The organism is Enterobacter sp. WP_7_1, assembly GCF_003688535.1.
In the GTDB taxonomy this organism is placed as follows: domain Bacteria; phylum Pseudomonadota; class Gammaproteobacteria; order Enterobacterales; family Enterobacteriaceae; genus Enterobacter; species Enterobacter asburiae.
This window is the reverse complement of record NZ_REFK01000001.1, coordinates 1447841-1463146: the sequence shown is the minus strand read 5'-3', so window position 1 is coordinate 1463146 and position 15306 is coordinate 1447841. Positions and strand designations below refer to the sequence as shown.

Sequence of the window (15306 nt, the reverse complement as noted above, 5' to 3'; positions counted from 1 at the left end):
CAGGCCACGCCCTCTCGGCGCATCCCTGCGCCTCGCCCCGGCCTTACGGAAACGCTTCGGCGATTTACAGCCGGATCAGGGCATCGCTGTAAATCTGTCATTATTCTGAAGACAGTCTTATTGCTTCTGAATACATGTTTACAAAGGGGCCCCTCTCCGCTAAGAGGAAGACTCATTTTTTAATTTTCGTAATACGGAGCACCTGATGGTCACCACACACGTTTTTATCGCGGTTAGTCTTGATGGTTACATCGCCCGACAGAATGACGATATCGACTGGCTGCTGCAGCGCGACGATCCAACGGAAGATCATGGCTATGAGGCATTCATCGCGGACAAAGAGTGGATCGTGATGGGCCGGGGTAGCTATGAGAAGGTACTGACCTTTGACGCATGGCCTTACGATCGTCCCGTGCTGGTGCTCTCCCGACAGCTGGCCGGTACGCCCGTGCCTGAGGCGCTAAAGGGTAAAGTGCAGTTTTCATCCCGGACGCCTAAGGAGGTGCTGGACGATCTCGCTGCGCAGGACGTACATCGCGTCTATCTCGATGGCGGACAGGTGATCCAGTCGTTCCTGCGCGAAGGACTGGTAGCCGATATGGTGATCACGACCGTACCTGTGCTGCTCGGGGAGGGAAAACCGCTGTTCGGAACGTTGTCCCGGGATATTGATTTGACACTGGTATCAAGCCGCTGCTTCCCTTCGGGCCTGGTGCAGTCGCATTATCGGTTGACGCCATAACCCTATCGCGACGGTCGGCGCAAAAAAAACCGCCAAAAAATGGCGGTAAATGCTTGCATGGATAGATTTGTGTTTTGGTCTCTACGTCCCGACACTCCATGGCCGGGCAGCGGATCTCATACAACCTAACACCTGTTGTCTTAACGAATGCTAAACAACCTTATTAACCAGTATGGGTATTGATCTGCAAATAACGCATAAGGCCCTGCTCAGCGCTCTGTTTTGCATCGTCATTAATGGCTTCCAGATAAAAGGAGCGAGCGACACCATAAGGTGCTTTTTCAGAGGGATACACCGCGAACTGGAATGTTTTTCCTCTCGCCCGATGAGTGCAGTCTAATTCCCAACGCTGATCGTTCACTTTTTTGCTGGCGCAGGCAACGCTACCATAATCGCTGGTTAAATAAGAACCCACGCGAATTTCTGCAGATTGAATATATTCTGGTTCGTCATTACCTGCATAACGAACCCCTGCAGCGGCTCCAACAGCCACTGCCAGAAGCGCAAGCGCTATTATTTTTTTCATTTATAAATGACCTGTTCCTTAGCCTAAGATTACTATTATATAAGATTAATCCTTAATGCATACATCCAATTGTGGACCAGAAATGGTAGTTTACAAAGACTCGGATGTTTTTAGGAACTGTCCTAACCGCTATTCCGAACGCACATTATTTGACATTTTCTTTGCGCTAATTTTAACTTTTGAATAATAACCCTAAGAAATAATCGACATGATTACTGCGCATTGTTTTTCAGCGGTGAAACCATGATTAAAAAAGGGTTATCTTTCGTCATGCTTATTTGTGCGCTGTTTTCAGGCCAGCTTATGGCCGGACACAAAGGACACGAATATTTATGGGTCAAGAATGTGGCGCATCAGCTTCGTCATGAAGCCGACAGCGATGAGTTGCGAAGCGCTGCGGAAGAGTCGGCGGAGGGTATGCGCGAACACCACCTGTGGCAGAAGTCGCGCAAACCGGACACGCACGTTCGGTAATTAGCTGCCCTTGCGTTTTGGCAGGGTTTTCATCAGATCGTCCGGACTGACGGACGCCACAATACTGCCGGGCTGCGGCATTTTGAAGATGTGGTTTTTCATCTTACCAATCACATGCATTTCGCAGGGACGGCAGTCGAACTTGAGGGTCAGAACTTCATCGCCGTTTACCAGCTGCATAGGGGTAGCCTTCCAGCTCTTAATGTTCCCTTTCGCCTGCTTAGGACACAGGTTAAACGCAAAGCGCAGACAGTGCTTGGTGATCATCACCGGTACATCGCCCTTCTCTTCATGCGCTTCATAGGCGGCGTCGATCAGCTGCACGCCGTGGCGATGATAGAATTCACGCGCTTTATGGTTGTAGACGTTGGCGAGGAAGGACAAATGGGTGTCCGGGTATACTGGCGCAGGGACGGCTTCCGCTTTACGGCTTCCGCGCGGATACTGTGCCAGGCGCGCGGCATCCAGCATCTCTGCCGTTTCACGGCGGAACGCGTTAAGCAGGCTGTTTGGCACAAACAGCGCATCCGGCAGATTCACGTCGATAGCGCGCGCGTAGTAAATCGTCTGGCCCAGCTTCGCCACGCCATCCTTCAGGCTGTTAAGCGCTTTTTCCGCGTTGTTTGCCACCTCGAAAAGGCCATCGAGCGTATGCGTCACGCTGATGCCGTCTTCACAGGTCATGGTCAGAATCAGCTGCTCTTCCCAGCCGCCCAGCTCAATATCCACGGCGATACGACGTTCGCTGGAGGTTTTCAGCAGCGCCTGCTGCCAGTTATGATCGAGGTTACGGTTAAGCGCCGCGTTCGGCCGCGCCTTGTAGAGATCGGCGGGCATTTCATTCGGCCAGACGCGATAGCGGTTCTCGCCGGTTTTTTCGACCGTATTGGCACGGAAGCCTACGACCTCACGCTTAATCATCACGTTAAGGCCATCGCCGTTCGCCAGCGGTTCCGTCACTTCGACATCAAGGTGATCCTTCGCCACTTTCAGCACTTCACCCACCGGTAAACCGATAAACTTCGGTGAGTCAAACGCGCCGATATCCCCTTTACGGGCATTCACAAAATAGTCCGTGCTGCCGCGGTGGAACGTTTTGTCCGTCGACGGAATAAAGAAATGCTCGGTGCGGCCGGCAGACGCGCGCGCCAGGTCGCCGCGATCTTCGATAATGGCGTCCAGCATCTGGCGATAGTGCGCGGTGATGTTCTTCACGTAGCTCATATCTTTGTAGCGCCCTTCAATCTTGAAGGAACGTACGCCCGCGTCGATCAGCGCGCCCAGGTTGGCCGTCTGATCGTTATCCTTCATGGAGAGCAGGTGTTTTTCGAACGCCACGACGCGGCCCTGATCGTCTTTCAGGGTATACGGCAGACGGCAGGCCTGAGAACAGTCGCCGCGGTTGGCGCTGCGGCCCGTCTGCGCGTGGGAAATGTTGCACTGACCTGAGTAAGCTACGCACAGCGCACCGTGGATAAAGAATTCAATCGTCGCGTCTGTCGCCTGGTGAATATCGCGGATCTGATTCAGGTTCAGCTCGCGCGCCAGAACGATCTGCGAAAAGCCGGCGTCGGAGAGAAACTTCGCCTTCTCGACCGTGCGGATATCGCACTGGGTACTGGCATGCAGTTCAATGGGCGGAATATCCAGCTCAAGCACGCCCATGTCCTGAACGATCAGGGCATCCACTCCGGCCTGGTAGAGATCGGTAATCAGACGTTGCGCAGGCTCCAGCTCATCATCATGAAGAATGGTGTTCAGGGTCACGAACACTTTCGCCCCGAAACGGTGGGCGAACGGCACCAGTTCAGCAATATCGCTCAGGCTGTTGCTGGCGTTATGGCGGGCACCGAAGCCAGGGCCGCCAATGTAGACGGCGTCAGCGCCGTGAAGGATCGCTTCACGGGCAATGGCGGCGTCGCGGGCCGGGCTTAAAAGTTCAAGATGATGGGATTGCAGGCGCATACTTCGTCGTTATCCGTTATGGTCAAAATGGCGGCTATTGTAGTCAGAAGTATGCGTCAGCGAAACAGTTTTGCGTAGCGTCAGCGGGGATAATGAATCAGGGAGTGAAAATGCACCGTCCGGTCGCTGCTGTTGCGGTAGGCGTGCGGTTTATCGCCGGCGAAACGGACGCCCGAATCGGCAGAAATCGTCTGCCACTCGCCGTCAAGCTTCATCTCCAGCTCGCCGCTGATCACCACCACATGTTCAATCACCCCGGCCTCATGCGGCGTGGATTCACTCAGCGCGCCGGGTGCCAGGGTAATGGAGAAATAATCAAACCCAAGCGTCTCGTCCCACGGAAAGAGCGGTTTGACCACCATTGCATGCTGCTGCGGGTCAAACACCGCCTGCCGGTCCGCCTCTGGCGTGATGAACGCGGAAAACGGCACGTTCAGCCCGGTGGCTATTTTCCACAGCGTCGACACCGTCGGGCTGGATTCGTTGCGCTCGATTTGCCCCAGCATCGCTTTTGACACGCCGGTCTCGTCCGCGAGCTTCGACAAACTCCAGCCGCGCGCCTGGCGCAGCGTTTTCAGCGTTGTTGCAAGGTGTAGTGTGATGTCCATGATCCCTCCTGATGGCGATCAGCATACCACTTGTACGCTATAGCGCACAGTGTTACCTTATACCGGACGTTATAACGCACAACGGAGTTTTTATGCGCCCTTCCTCTCACCTTGTTCCAGTCGCACTGGCTGGATTTGTCGCCGTACTGGTCGGTTACGCCAGCTCGGCCGCCATCATCTGGCAGGCCGCCGCTGCGGCAGGTGCCAGCGCACAGCAGATCGCAGGCTGGATGACCGCGCTGGGGATTGGGATGGGTGTCAGCACGCTGGCGCTTTCCTGGTGGTACAAAGCGCCGGTGCTGACCGCCTGGTCGACGCCCGGCGCGGCGCTGCTCGCCACCAGCCTGCACGGCGTGACGCTGCCGGAAACGATCGGCGTGTTCATCTTTGCTAACGCGCTCATTTTACTTTGCGGCATTACCGGGCTCTTCGCCCGTCTGATGAGGCTGATCCCCCATTCGCTTGCCGCCGCCATGCTGGCAGGCGTGTTGCTGCAGTTTGGCCTGCACGCGTTTGCGCATCTGGAGGGTCACTTTCTGCTGTGCGGCAGCATGATTGCGGCGTGGCTGCTGGCTAAAGCGCTGGCGCCGCGCTATGCCATCGTGGTCACGCTGCTGGTGGGCGGTGTCGTGGCATGGGCGGGCGGTGACGTTGTCACGGATAAGCTCACGCTCTCCCTTGTGATGCCCGAGTTTATTGCGCCTACGTTCACCTTCACCAGCATGGTGAGTATTGGCGTGCCCTTCTTCCTGGTGACTATGGCCTCACAAAACGCGCCGGGGTTCGCCACGATGAAAGCCTCCGGTTACCCGCTGGCGGTCTCGCCGCTCATCATCGTTACGGGTGCGCTGGCGCTGCTGTTTTCCCCTTTTGGCGTCTTTTCTATCTGTATCGCGGCCATTACTGCCGCCATTTGTCAAAGCCCGGATGCGCATCCGGATGCCGGTAAACGCTGGCTGGCGGCCATCGCAGCCGGAGGATTTTATCTGCTGGCGGGGATTTTCGGCGGTTCGATTACCGGACTGATGGCCGCTCTGCCGCTCAGCTGGATCCAGACGCTCGCCGGTCTGGCGCTGCTGGGCACCATCAGCGGGAGTTTATATCAGGCACTGAGCCACGAGGCGGAACGCGACGCGGCCATCGTCACTTTCCTGATGACCGCGAGCGGCGTCACGATCCTCGGCATCGGTTCGGCATTCTGGGGGCTGGTGCTGGGCGGCGTATGCTATGCCCTGTTTTCACGCGCTCGCCGCACGTAGCTGCGAAGGCGTCATGCCCGTCGCGCTGCGAAAGCGGTTGCTGAAGTGGCTGGCGGAGTTAAACCCGCAGGCAAGGGCGATATCCGTTAGCGGCGTCGCCGTGTTCTGCACCAGGGCCTTCGCTTTTTCCATTCGCCTCTGCATCACGTACTGATGCGGCGCCAGCCCCGTCGACTGGCGGAACATGCGGGCAAAATGGTATTCGCTGAGGGCGGCCTGAGCTGCCAGTTCAGCCAGCGTCAGGGGTTGCCCAAGGTTCTCTTCAATAAAGGCCAGCACGTTGCGCAGCACGAATGGCGATAGCCCGCCGGTGACGACCGGCAGCTTCCACTGAACGTTAGAGTAGTTTTGCAGCAGATGGGTCAGGAGCAGCGTAGAGGCCGTGCTCAGAGTGAGCTGGTTGGCGTGCTGCTGCCAGTCGCAGCCGAGCAAAAACTGGCGATACAGCGCGGTGATCTTCGGATCGCTACCAAAAATGCGCTCGTCCAGCGTCAGCGAAAGCGGGCGCTTGTCCCAGATCTTTTCCCCCACGTCGCGCAGGTGTTCATCGGTGCAGTACAGATGCACAAACGACAGGTCATCACGGATATCCCACGTCGATTCGCTCTCTTTTGGCATCAAGCAGAAACGGTCTGGTCCCCCGCCGTTCTTCCAGCCGCCCGGCGTTTTTTGGTAGCTTTCGTAGCCGTCCGCCACGTACAGGCTCAGGGTATGGTGGTTACTTTTTACCGTTATTGTATCGTGCTTGTTGTACCACGCTGCCAGCTGAATACCCGAATTCAGCGAGACGGTTTCCCGCAGGACCGCATTCTGTTGGCAAAGCGTTTCAAAGGTATCGTAAGCGTGAGACATGACCGTAAGCGTGTGATTGACTGGAATATCAGTCTAAGAAGAGTTGTCTCCCGTTGCCAGCCCCCGGGAAAGAAAAAAGCGCAAGATTTTGCAAGTCTACCGCAAGCCGGTGAAAGCCCCTGACCGATCTCGCCGCCATACTGTGGGCTTTCGTGGTTTGAGAAGAGAAAAAGTATGAACGCACTATTATACGGACTGGTGGTGGTCATCTGGGGAACCACCTGGATTGCGATTTTCCTGCAGCAGGGGTCCGTGGCGGCGCCCGTCTCTATTTTCTGGCGTTTCGCCGTCGCCAGCCTCACGATGATGGTGGTGTTAATCGCCCTGCGCCGTCTGCGCAAGCTGGCGCTACGGGATCACCTTTTTTGTATGCTCCAGGGATGCTGCGTTTTCTGCTTTAACTTCTGGTGTTTTTACGCCGCAGCCTCGCACATTAACACCGGGCTGGAATCGGTGATCTTCTCCATGGCCGTGCTCTATAACGCCATTAACAGCTTTATTTTCTTCGGGCAGCGCCCGCCCGCGCGGTTCTGGTCGGCGGCAGCACTGGGCCTGACTGGGATCGTCACCCTCTTCTGGGACGATCTGCTGGCCAGCGGCTGGAGCGCGTCGCTCCTGACCGGGATTGGTCTTTCCGCGCTCGGCACCTACGGCTTCTCGCTGGGCAATATGATCAGCATGCGTCACCAGCGCAGAGGCCTTGAAACCATGACCACCAACGCCTGGGCTATGCTCTACGGCACGCTGGTGATGGGCTGCATTGCCCTGTTCAGAGGCGACAGCTTCGCGCCAGAGTGGACCATCAGCTACATTGGCGCGCTGCTCTATCTGGCGCTGTTTGGTTCGGTGATTGCCTTTGGCGCCTACTTCACGCTGGTGGGACGTATCGGTCCCGGCAAAGCGGCCTACAGTACGCTGCTCTTCCCGCTGGTGGCGCTGTCCATCTCCACGGTGTATGAAGGCTACGTCTGGCATATCAACGGTATCGTGGGATTAGTGCTGATTCTGGGGGGAAATATGGTGATGTTTACCAAACCAGAAACCTGGTTCAGACGCTTACGAATGGCGTAAATAAAAAGGCCTGCATTACGCAGGCCTTTTTATTTTATTTCGCGGTCTTTTTCACATCAAACATGGTGGCGTCCGTCGCCATGTCATCAACTACCTGCTTCAGCGTCGCAAAGGTCATCGGCGTACTTTCGTTGTTCAGGTCTTTACCTTCGCCTTTACGCACCACCTTCATGACCGGTTTGTTGGTGGCCGCATCGATCAGTTCGCCTTCAAAGAAGAGATGCGTATCCATGGTGCGATGCCCGGTTGCCATCTGCGTACCTGCTACCACCAGCGCGACCGGCACCACTTCATAGAACTGCAGACCTTCTTTCTGCGAACTCACCCCGGTAATTGCACCGCGGAAAATCAGGCTGTGTTTACCCGGCGTGGTCACAACTGGCTTACGGGTACCAATAGCGGTTTTCATTTTGTTATTGGTGTAATTCAACAGCTCATCAAGCGTTTTTTGACCAATTTGAGTGGTCGGTTTAGGCGCAGGATAATAAGTAATCGGCGTCCAGAGAATACTGTCGTAATTAGCTTCGTTATAAGAAGGATCCACCCAACGCAGCGTTGGTTTTCCCGTCGCAGACGTCGTCTGCTGCAAGCCTGAATAGTCTTTTAAAAAGCCAGAATATTGTTCGGGAGCCGCGACTTTTGAAGAACAGCCCGCCAACGCCAACAGACCAGTAAGCACTGCAACTTTAAAAAAAGTTTGAGTACGCATGATAGTTTTCCATGTTATCTGCAAGTATGCATTTGAAGTTATAGCAAAAGACCGGCGGGTTTGTTGTGACAAAAAATGATGCGGAGAGCACAAATTGCGAAAAGACTGCCCGGAAGCGTACCGGGCAGTGAAAAATTACTGATTTATATCCAGTTGCCAGAACAGATGTTTGCCAAACGGGTCAATTTCATAGCCCGTCACCTCCTTGCGCACCGGTTCGAAAATCGTTGAATGCGCAATCATCACCGCGGGCATCTGGTCATGCATCATTTGCTGAGCCTCTTTATACAACGCCACGCGTTTATCGCGATCGGTCGTTGATTTTGCTTCCGCAATAATTTTATCGAAGGGCTTGTAGCACCATTTCGCCGAATTTGAGCCACCGTTTGCCGAGGTACAGGTAAATAGCGGACCAAAAAAGTTGTCGGGATCGCCCGTTGCGGTCGTCCAGCCCATCAGCGCGGCCTGATGTTCCCCGCCCTTCACGCGCTTAAGGTATTCGCCCCATTCGTAGGTGACGATTTTGGTCTGTACGCCGATTTTCGCCCAGTCGGCCTGAATCATTTCCGCCATGCGTTTCGCATTCGGATTGTACGGACGCTGCACCGGCATCGCCCACAGGTCGACGCTCACGCCGTTGGCAAAACCGGCCTCTTTCAGCAGCGCTTTCGCCTTTTCAGGATCGTAATCGTAATCCTTAAGCTCGCTGTCTGCGCCCCAGACGCCCGGCGGCGGCAGGTTCTTCGCCGCGGTGCCGGTGCCGTGGAACACCGCATCAATAATGGCCGGCTTGTTGATGGCCATCGCCAGCGCCTGACGGACTTTTACGTTATCCAGCGGCGGCTTTTGGGTATTGAACGCCAGAAAGCCGGTATTCAGTCCGGCTTTGCTCATCAGGTTGATGTCTTTGTTCGCCTTCATGCGCGGCAGGTCCGCCGGGTTCGGGAACGGCATCACCTGGCATTCGTTCTTCTCAATTTTGGCAAAACGCACGGAGGCATCCGGCGTGATGCTAAACACCAGCCGATCCAGCTTCGATTTCCCCTGCCAGTAGTCGGCAAACGCCGTAAACAGGATCCGCGAATCCTTCTGATACTGCGCCAGCTTAAACGGCCCGGTGCCTATAGGCTCCATATCCACCTTCTCCGGGGTTCCCGCTTTGAGCATCGCGTCGGCATACTCCGCGGACAGGATCGAGGCAAAATACCAAGCCAGATCGGCGACAAACGGCGCTTCCGGGTGTGCCAGGGTAAAGCGCACGGTGTGGTCATCAACTTTATCAATGCCGGTTATCAGGCTGCCAAACTCCAGGCTTTCGAAGTTGGAATAGCTGCCGTTAGAGACGTTGTGGTAGGGATGATTCACGTCTTTCTGGCGCATAAACGAGAAAATCACGTCGTCGGCGTTAAAGTCGCGGGTCGGCGTGAAGGATTTGTTGCTCTGGAATTTGACGCCCTTACGCAGATGGAAGGTATAAACCTTGCCGTCGTCGCTCACCTCCCAGCGCTCCGCCAGGCTCGGCACCAGCTCCGTGGTGCCGGGTTTGAAATCGACCAGCCGGTTATAGACCGGCACGGCGCTGGCGTCCACGCTGGTTCCCGAGGTGTATAGCTGAGGATTAAAGTTTTCCGGCGATCCTTCGGAGCAATACACCAGCGTTTTCGCGGCAACGGTGGAACTGACCGTGAGTGCAGCAAGCGCCAGCGCTAAAGTTGTGAGTTTGCTTTTCATCATCTATTCCTGTCTTTTTAATTCGACGGCTAATTAATTCTTTTGCCATTTCATAAATAACATTAAAGTGATGTGGCAAACACCTGAAAAATAAATAAGGAACAAATCACTATGGGCTCGCCGCTTTCCAGACAATTAACGCACCGTTTTTTCCGCTATCTCGCTATCACCAGCCAGAGCGATCCCAAAGTCAAAACACTGCCGTCATCGCCGGGCCAGCACGACATGGCGCGGGAGCTGGCGCAGGAGCTGGCACAGCTGGGTTTAGACGACATTGTGATTGATGAATTTGCTACGGTAACGGCGGTAAAAAAAGGCAACGTGCCCGGCGCGCCGCGCATCGGCTTTATTACCCATATTGATACCGTGGACGTGGGATTATCACCGGATATTCATCCACAAATATTAACCTTTACCGGTGAAGATCTCTGTCTGAATAAAGAGAAAGACATCTGGCTGCGGGTGAAAGAGCATCCTGAAATTCTGGCTTATCCCAATGAGGAGATTATTTTCAGCGACGGAACCAGCGTATTAGGCGCCGATAATAAATCGGCGGTCACGGTGGTCATGACGGTGCTGGAAAACCTGACGGCGGAACATCAGCACGGGGATATCGTCGTGGCATTTGTGCCTGACGAAGAGATCGGCCTGAACGGTGCAAAAGCGCTGGACCTTAAGCGCTTTGACGTCGACTTCGCCTGGACCATCGACTGCTGCGAGCTGGGGGAAATTGTCTACGAGAACTTTAATGCGGCAGCCGCTGAGATCCGCTTTACCGGCGTAACGGCGCACCCGATGTCCGCCAAAGGCGTGCTGGTGAATCCCCTGCTGATGGCGACTGACTACATCAACCATTTTGACCGCCAGCAAACGCCGGAGTGCACCGAGGGACGTGAGGGCTATATCTGGTTTAACGGCATTCAGGCCGGGCAAAACGAGGCCATTCTTAAGGCCAATATCCGCGACTTTGACAAGGACAGCTTTGCCGCCCGCAAGCAGCAGATTGCCGACGTTGCCGCGCTGATTGCCGCCCAGCATCCAACGGCCAGGGTGGACTATCGCATTGAAGATACCTACAGCAATATCAGCAATGCGATTGGTGAGGACCGGCGCGCCATCGATCTGATGTTTGAGGCGATGGAATCGCTCGGCATCACGCCGAAGCCGACGCCCATGCGCGGCGGTACCGACGGCGCGGCGCTCTCGGCAAAAGGGCTGCTCACGCCGAACTTCTTCACCGGCGCGCATAACTTCCACTCGAAGTTTGAATTCCTGCCGCTGTCGTCGTTCGAGGCGTCCTACAACACTGCGCTGCAGATCTGCCTGCTGGCCGCCCGTTAAGCGGGCTTGCGTGCCAGCATAGTGGCAAAGCGCAGCTTGATGCGGTTGCCGTTTTCATCGGTGCGGTGCAGTTCGCCAACGTCTTCGTTGTATTTGAGCAACTCCCAGCCTTCATAGTAGTTGCTCAGCTCGCCGCTTTTGAACGCAAACGGGAAGCCGACGGTGCACGGGTAATCAGCCGTGTCCATCGCGGCAACGATCAGGTTGTAGCCGCCGGGCTTGGTGCAGCGCTGCATGTTGGCGATAAGTCCCGGGATGGTTTTTGACTCCAGGAACATCAGCACCACGGTGGAGAGAATGAAATCGTACTCGCCGTCAAAACTCAGGTTGTTGAGATCTTTAATCGCCGTGTGTAAGTTATCGATCCCTTCTTCCGCCTTGATGCGCTCGATATTCTCGATGCTCATCGGGTTCTTGTCCCACGCGGTCACCTCGTAACCGTTGGCCGCCAGATAAAGGCTGTTGCGGCCATTGCCGCAGCCCAGATCCAGCGTTTTACCCGGTTTAATCTTTGCCGCACTGAACAGCACCTCTGAATGGGTGCGGGTTAAGCCATATTTCTCTGTGAAGTAATTCTCGTCGACGGTCATTATTTTTTCCTGAGCCTGCATAAGTTGAAAGTGCATCCTGAATGCCATTTTAAGGCGTTTACCGTCTGGTTGCCAGCCGCTCGAAAACCGAAAAATTTGCTACGTTTAGTTAAGACGCCTATCAGAGACCTAAAAATGAATAAATATCGCCTTAGCGACGAAACACGCCTCTGGCAATGGAAAAACGGCGACACTACTCACTCCGTCACGCTGCGGCAGATTATCGCAACAGTGGATTTTAACGACGTGACGGTCGGTACCAAAGGCGGCTGGATTGACGATGAGCGTGCACTCGCCCAGGACGGCGAATGTTGGATCTACGACGAAAACAGCGTGGTGTTCGCCGGTGCAACCGTGTCCGGCAACGCGCGTCTTACCCTGCCTTGCATCATTAGCCACGATGCGCATATCAGCGGCAGCTGCTGGCTGGACGCGGCAGAGGTCAGCCACGGCGCGCGTATAAGTGACAACGTCACCATTCAGCAATCCTGCGTGCGGGGCGAGTGTCATCTCTACGGCGACGCCCGCATTCTGCACAATAGCGTTATCATTGCCGCCAAAGGACTGACGCCGGACCATGACCAGATCCTGCAAATTTACGATAAGGCGACCGTCAGCCAGTCGCGCATTGTGCACCAGGCGCAAATCTACGGCGAAGCGATGGTGAATTTTGCCTTTGTTGAGCACCGCGCCGAAGTATTCGACAACGCCATCCTCGAAGGTAACGACTTAAATAACGTCTGGGTCTGCGACTGCGCAAAGGTCTATGGTAACGCCCGCGTGATTGCCGGTTTTGACGAGGATGCCATTCCGACGGTGCGCTACAGCTCTCAGATTGCGGAAAATGCCGTGGTGGAGGGAAACTGCGTTATCAAGCACCACGTTCTGATTGGCGGTCAGGCCTGGCTGCGCGGCGGTCCTATCATGCTGGACGATAAGGTGGTGATCCAGGGACGCGCGCGGATAAGCGGGGATGTGCTCATCGAGCACCGGGTTGAAATCACCGATGATGCGGTCATCGAAGCGTTTACCGGGGAGAGCATTCACCTGCGCGGCGAAAAAGTGATCAACGGCGACCAGCGCATCACCCGCACCCCGCTGCTGGGGGCGTTATAGGGCGTAGATCTTCCCGTAGATGTTCACATCGTCAAAGCGGCCATTCAGGTATTCCGCTTCCCGCAGGCACCCTTCCAGCGTAAAACCGTTGCGCACGGCAACGCCGTTGCTGTGCTGATTCGCCACCCGACATTTGATCACAAAACGGCGGATCTCCCCGCGTTCGACGTAGTAGCGCATAAACGCCTGCAGTGACCGGGAGAGAATGCCCTGCCCCTGATGGGCTTCATCCAGCCAGTAGCCGATGTACCCGGCTTTGTTGGCAGGTTCAATCGTATTGAACGACAGTACGCCGACCAGTTCATCACTCTTAAATATCAAAAACATTTTGGCGTAGCCGCGCTGGTGCAGCATCTGGTTGCTCTGCACGTTGCGGCGGGTATCCTCTTCGCTGCCGACGTGCTGCGCCCAGTCAAAGGCGGTTTGCAGAAAGGTTTTGTTTTTGACGACAAGATTATGCAGGTCGGCGGCGTAGCGCTCTTCGACGGCGCGAAGCTCGAGAGCGTCAGATACCAGGATAATTTCGGATGTTGCTGCGGTCATTGCCCCTCACCCTAACCCTCTCCCGGAGGGAGAGGGAATCGTTCGTTAACGCATTATCCGGTCGTCAACGTAGTTACGTTTATCCGGCGCCGGTGGGAAATACTGATACAGCCAGGTTTCACTGATGGCATCGCCCTGGCAGCGCAGGAACAGGCGCATATCCACCGGCTCCGTCGAATCCGAGGTTGGATACCAGTCAAACAGGATGCGATAGCCGTCAAACGGCTCAACGTAGAGGATCTCAACCTGCTTCGCTTCACCGCTGGAGAGCGTAATCACCGGCTCGATGCCTTTTGGCGCAGCGGCCTTCAGGTCGCCACCGACGAAGTCGATAGCAAAGCGACGGGCCCACACTTTCGGGTAATTTTCGCCCGGTGCCCAGCCTTCCGGAAAGCCGCCCATGCCGGTACGGGTGGCGAAGACGTTGGCCAGCGGAGAACGCACCGGCGGCATGGCGCTCCAGTACAGACGATATTTAAAGTCGAGCTCGTCGCCCGCCTTCACCGCTTTTTCCGGCTGCCAGAAGCAGACCACGTTATCCAGCGTTTCACCGGTGGTCGGGATCTCCATCAGGCCAACCGCGCCTTTACCCCAGTCGTTACGCGGTTCAACCCACAGGCTTGGGCGTTTGTTATACCAGCCCATGACGTCCTGATAGTGCGAGAAATCGCGATCGAGCTGCAGCAGGCCGAACCCTTTCGGGTTTTTGTCCATATAGGCGTTGAACTGCAGCTTCTGCGGGTTGTTCAGCGGACGACAGATCCACTCCCCGTTGCCGCGCCACATTGCCAGGCGGTCGGAGTCATGAATTTGCGGGTGAATGGTGTCACACATGCGGCGTTCGTTATTGCCGCAGCTGAACATGCTGGTCATCGGCGCGATGCCGAGCTGCTTGATGTCCTTACGCGCGTAGAGATGGTTTTCCACCTCCATAATCACCTGGCTCTTCTCGCAGTGGATCACGAATTTATAGGCGCCGGTAACGCTCGGGCTGTCCAGCAGCGTATAGACGGTAAAAGTCGTGTCGCCGGGCTTGACGGTTTCAAACCAGAAGGAGGTAAAGTCCGGGAACTCTTCCGGGGTGTCGGTAAAGGTATCTACCGCCAGACCGCGCGCGGAAAGGCCGTACTGGTAGGTGTCATCCACCGCGCGGAAATAGCTCGCGCCCAGGAAGGAGACGATATCGCGACGCGCCAGCTCAGGCGCCTTAAAGGCGCGGAAGCCCGCAAAGCCGAGATCGCTTTGCCCTTCCAGCTGTTTGGTATCCACACCCGTTTCGCCGTAGCTGAACAGCTCCGGACGGAAGTGGATCTCGCGCGCCATAGAGGTAGACTGGTCTAGCGAGAACATCCGCACGCGGCGGCGGAACCCCATCCCCATATGGAAGAACTGCACGTCCAGCTGACGCCCTTCAATGTTGTTCCACAGTGACTGCTTTTCATCGTAGCGGATGGCGTTGTACGCCTGCGGCGTCATCGTTGCCAGCGTCTCCGGCAGCGGACGCGGCGCGCCACCCCACGGGGTTTTCGCCAGATCATGCGCCATGGATTGCAGTACGGAGAAGTCAAAACGACGGCTCTGGCCGTCAGCAATGTCAGAGTCTGCAGCGTATGCCGCTTTGGAAAACAGGGAAGCAAGGCCGGATGTGCCGCTCAGGGCTGCCACTGCCAGCGAGCCTTTTAGAAAACGTCTGCGATTCATGCCTGGAAAAACGTCCTTATGGTCGTGTGAATGTGTTTCGCGCTCGGCGAAATGACGGCAAGAAAGAACGCACAGCCT

The 15306-nt window shown here is 55.7% G+C and carries 15 protein-coding genes; 6 read left to right on the top strand and 9 right to left on the bottom strand.

Annotated features, from left to right (window positions below):
• Nucleotides 1-205: 205 nt before the first annotated feature.
• A complete protein-coding gene (locus tag BJ885_RS07285; protein ID WP_147449213.1) occupies nucleotides 206-742 on the top strand; it encodes a dihydrofolate reductase family protein in 537 nt (178 codons plus the stop codon).
• 163 nt (nucleotides 743-905) lie between these two features.
• Here the strand turns inward: BJ885_RS07285 and BJ885_RS07280 are convergent, their stop codons facing one another.
• A complete protein-coding gene (locus BJ885_RS07280) occupies nucleotides 906-1268 on the bottom strand; it encodes a hypothetical protein (protein ID WP_047647739.1) in 363 nt (120 codons plus the stop codon).
• Nucleotides 1269-1511: 243 nt separating this feature from the next.
• Between BJ885_RS07280 and BJ885_RS07275 the strand changes: the two genes are divergently transcribed.
• Nucleotides 1512-1742 (top strand): DUF2554 family protein, encoded by a 231-nt coding sequence (locus BJ885_RS07275; RefSeq protein WP_121931794.1) that lies wholly within the window; start codon nucleotides 1512-1514, stop codon nucleotides 1740-1742.
• Here BJ885_RS07275 and BJ885_RS07270 read toward each other — a convergent pair whose 3' ends face one another.
• Both BJ885_RS07270 and BJ885_RS07265 read right to left on the bottom strand, forming a co-directional pair.
• A complete protein-coding gene (locus tag BJ885_RS07270; protein WP_121931534.1) occupies nucleotides 1743-3707 on the bottom strand; it encodes a U32 family peptidase in 1965 nt (654 codons plus the stop codon).
• An 80-nt stretch (nucleotides 3708-3787) separates the two neighbouring features.
• Nucleotides 3788-4315, bottom strand: coding sequence for a helix-turn-helix domain-containing protein (locus BJ885_RS07265; protein WP_121931533.1), 528 nt, complete (start codon nucleotides 4313-4315; stop codon nucleotides 3788-3790).
• Between the two features lie 92 nt (nucleotides 4316-4407).
• Between BJ885_RS07265 and BJ885_RS07260 the strand changes: the two genes are divergently transcribed.
• A complete protein-coding gene (locus BJ885_RS07260; protein WP_121931532.1) occupies nucleotides 4408-5574 on the top strand; it encodes a benzoate/H(+) symporter BenE family transporter in 1167 nt (388 codons plus the stop codon).
• On the opposite strand, the gene BJ885_RS07255 is transcribed toward BJ885_RS07260, so the two are convergent.
• Entirely contained in the window at nucleotides 5554-6426 is an 873-nt protein-coding gene (locus BJ885_RS07255) for a helix-turn-helix transcriptional regulator (RefSeq protein WP_032657103.1), read from the bottom strand. The genes BJ885_RS07260 and BJ885_RS07255 overlap by 21 nt on opposite strands.
• Before the next feature lie 174 nt (nucleotides 6427-6600).
• On the opposite strand from BJ885_RS07255, the gene BJ885_RS07250 reads away from it, so the two are divergent.
• Nucleotides 6601-7497 carry a DMT family transporter gene (locus tag BJ885_RS07250; protein ID WP_121931531.1) on the top strand — a complete coding sequence of 299 codons (897 nt, stop codon included), beginning with the start codon at nucleotides 6601-6603 and terminating at the stop codon, nucleotides 7495-7497.
• A gap of 34 nt (nucleotides 7498-7531) precedes the next feature.
• Here the strand turns inward: BJ885_RS07250 and BJ885_RS07245 are convergent, their stop codons facing one another.
• Nucleotides 7532-8206: a DUF3313 domain-containing protein gene (locus BJ885_RS07245; RefSeq protein ID WP_033145514.1), complete on the bottom strand. Its 675-nt coding sequence runs from the start codon at nucleotides 8204-8206 to the stop codon at nucleotides 7532-7534.
• Between the two features lie 135 nt (nucleotides 8207-8341).
• Nucleotides 8342-9937 (bottom strand): ABC transporter substrate-binding protein, encoded by a 1596-nt coding sequence (locus BJ885_RS07240; protein ID WP_121931530.1) that lies wholly within the window; start codon nucleotides 9935-9937, stop codon nucleotides 8342-8344.
• Nucleotides 9938-10048: 111 nt separating this feature from the next.
• On the opposite strand from BJ885_RS07240, the gene pepT reads away from it, so the two are divergent.
• Nucleotides 10049-11278 (top strand): peptidase T, encoded by a 1230-nt coding sequence (gene pepT, locus BJ885_RS07235; protein ID WP_121931529.1) that lies wholly within the window; start codon nucleotides 10049-10051, stop codon nucleotides 11276-11278.
• Here pepT and tehB read toward each other — a convergent pair.
• Complete coding sequence (tehB, locus tag BJ885_RS07230) at nucleotides 11275-11871, bottom strand: tellurite resistance methyltransferase TehB (protein ID WP_121931793.1); 597 nt, start codon at nucleotides 11869-11871, stop codon at nucleotides 11275-11277. The two genes, pepT and tehB, sit on opposite strands and share 4 nt — an antisense overlap.
• A 132-nt stretch (nucleotides 11872-12003) precedes the next feature.
• Here tehB and ydcK point away from each other — a divergent pair, with 132 nt between their 5' ends.
• Nucleotides 12004-12984 carry a YdcK family protein gene (gene ydcK / locus BJ885_RS07225; RefSeq protein ID WP_121931528.1) on the top strand — a complete coding sequence of 327 codons (981 nt, stop codon included), beginning with the start codon at nucleotides 12004-12006 and terminating at the stop codon, nucleotides 12982-12984.
• Here the strand turns inward: ydcK and rimL are convergent.
• Together rimL and BJ885_RS07215 are read right to left on the bottom strand one after the other, a co-directional pair.
• Nucleotides 12979-13527 (bottom strand): 50S ribosomal protein L7/L12-serine acetyltransferase, encoded by a 549-nt coding sequence (gene rimL, locus BJ885_RS07220; RefSeq protein ID WP_121931527.1) that lies wholly within the window; start codon nucleotides 13525-13527, stop codon nucleotides 12979-12981. The genes ydcK and rimL overlap by 6 nt on opposite strands.
• 45 nt (nucleotides 13528-13572) lie before the next feature.
• Nucleotides 13573-15228, bottom strand: a complete 1656-nt coding sequence (locus BJ885_RS07215) for a glucan biosynthesis protein D (protein WP_029739590.1) — start codon at nucleotides 15226-15228, stop codon at nucleotides 13573-13575.
• Nucleotides 15229-15306 lie beyond the last annotated feature (78 nt).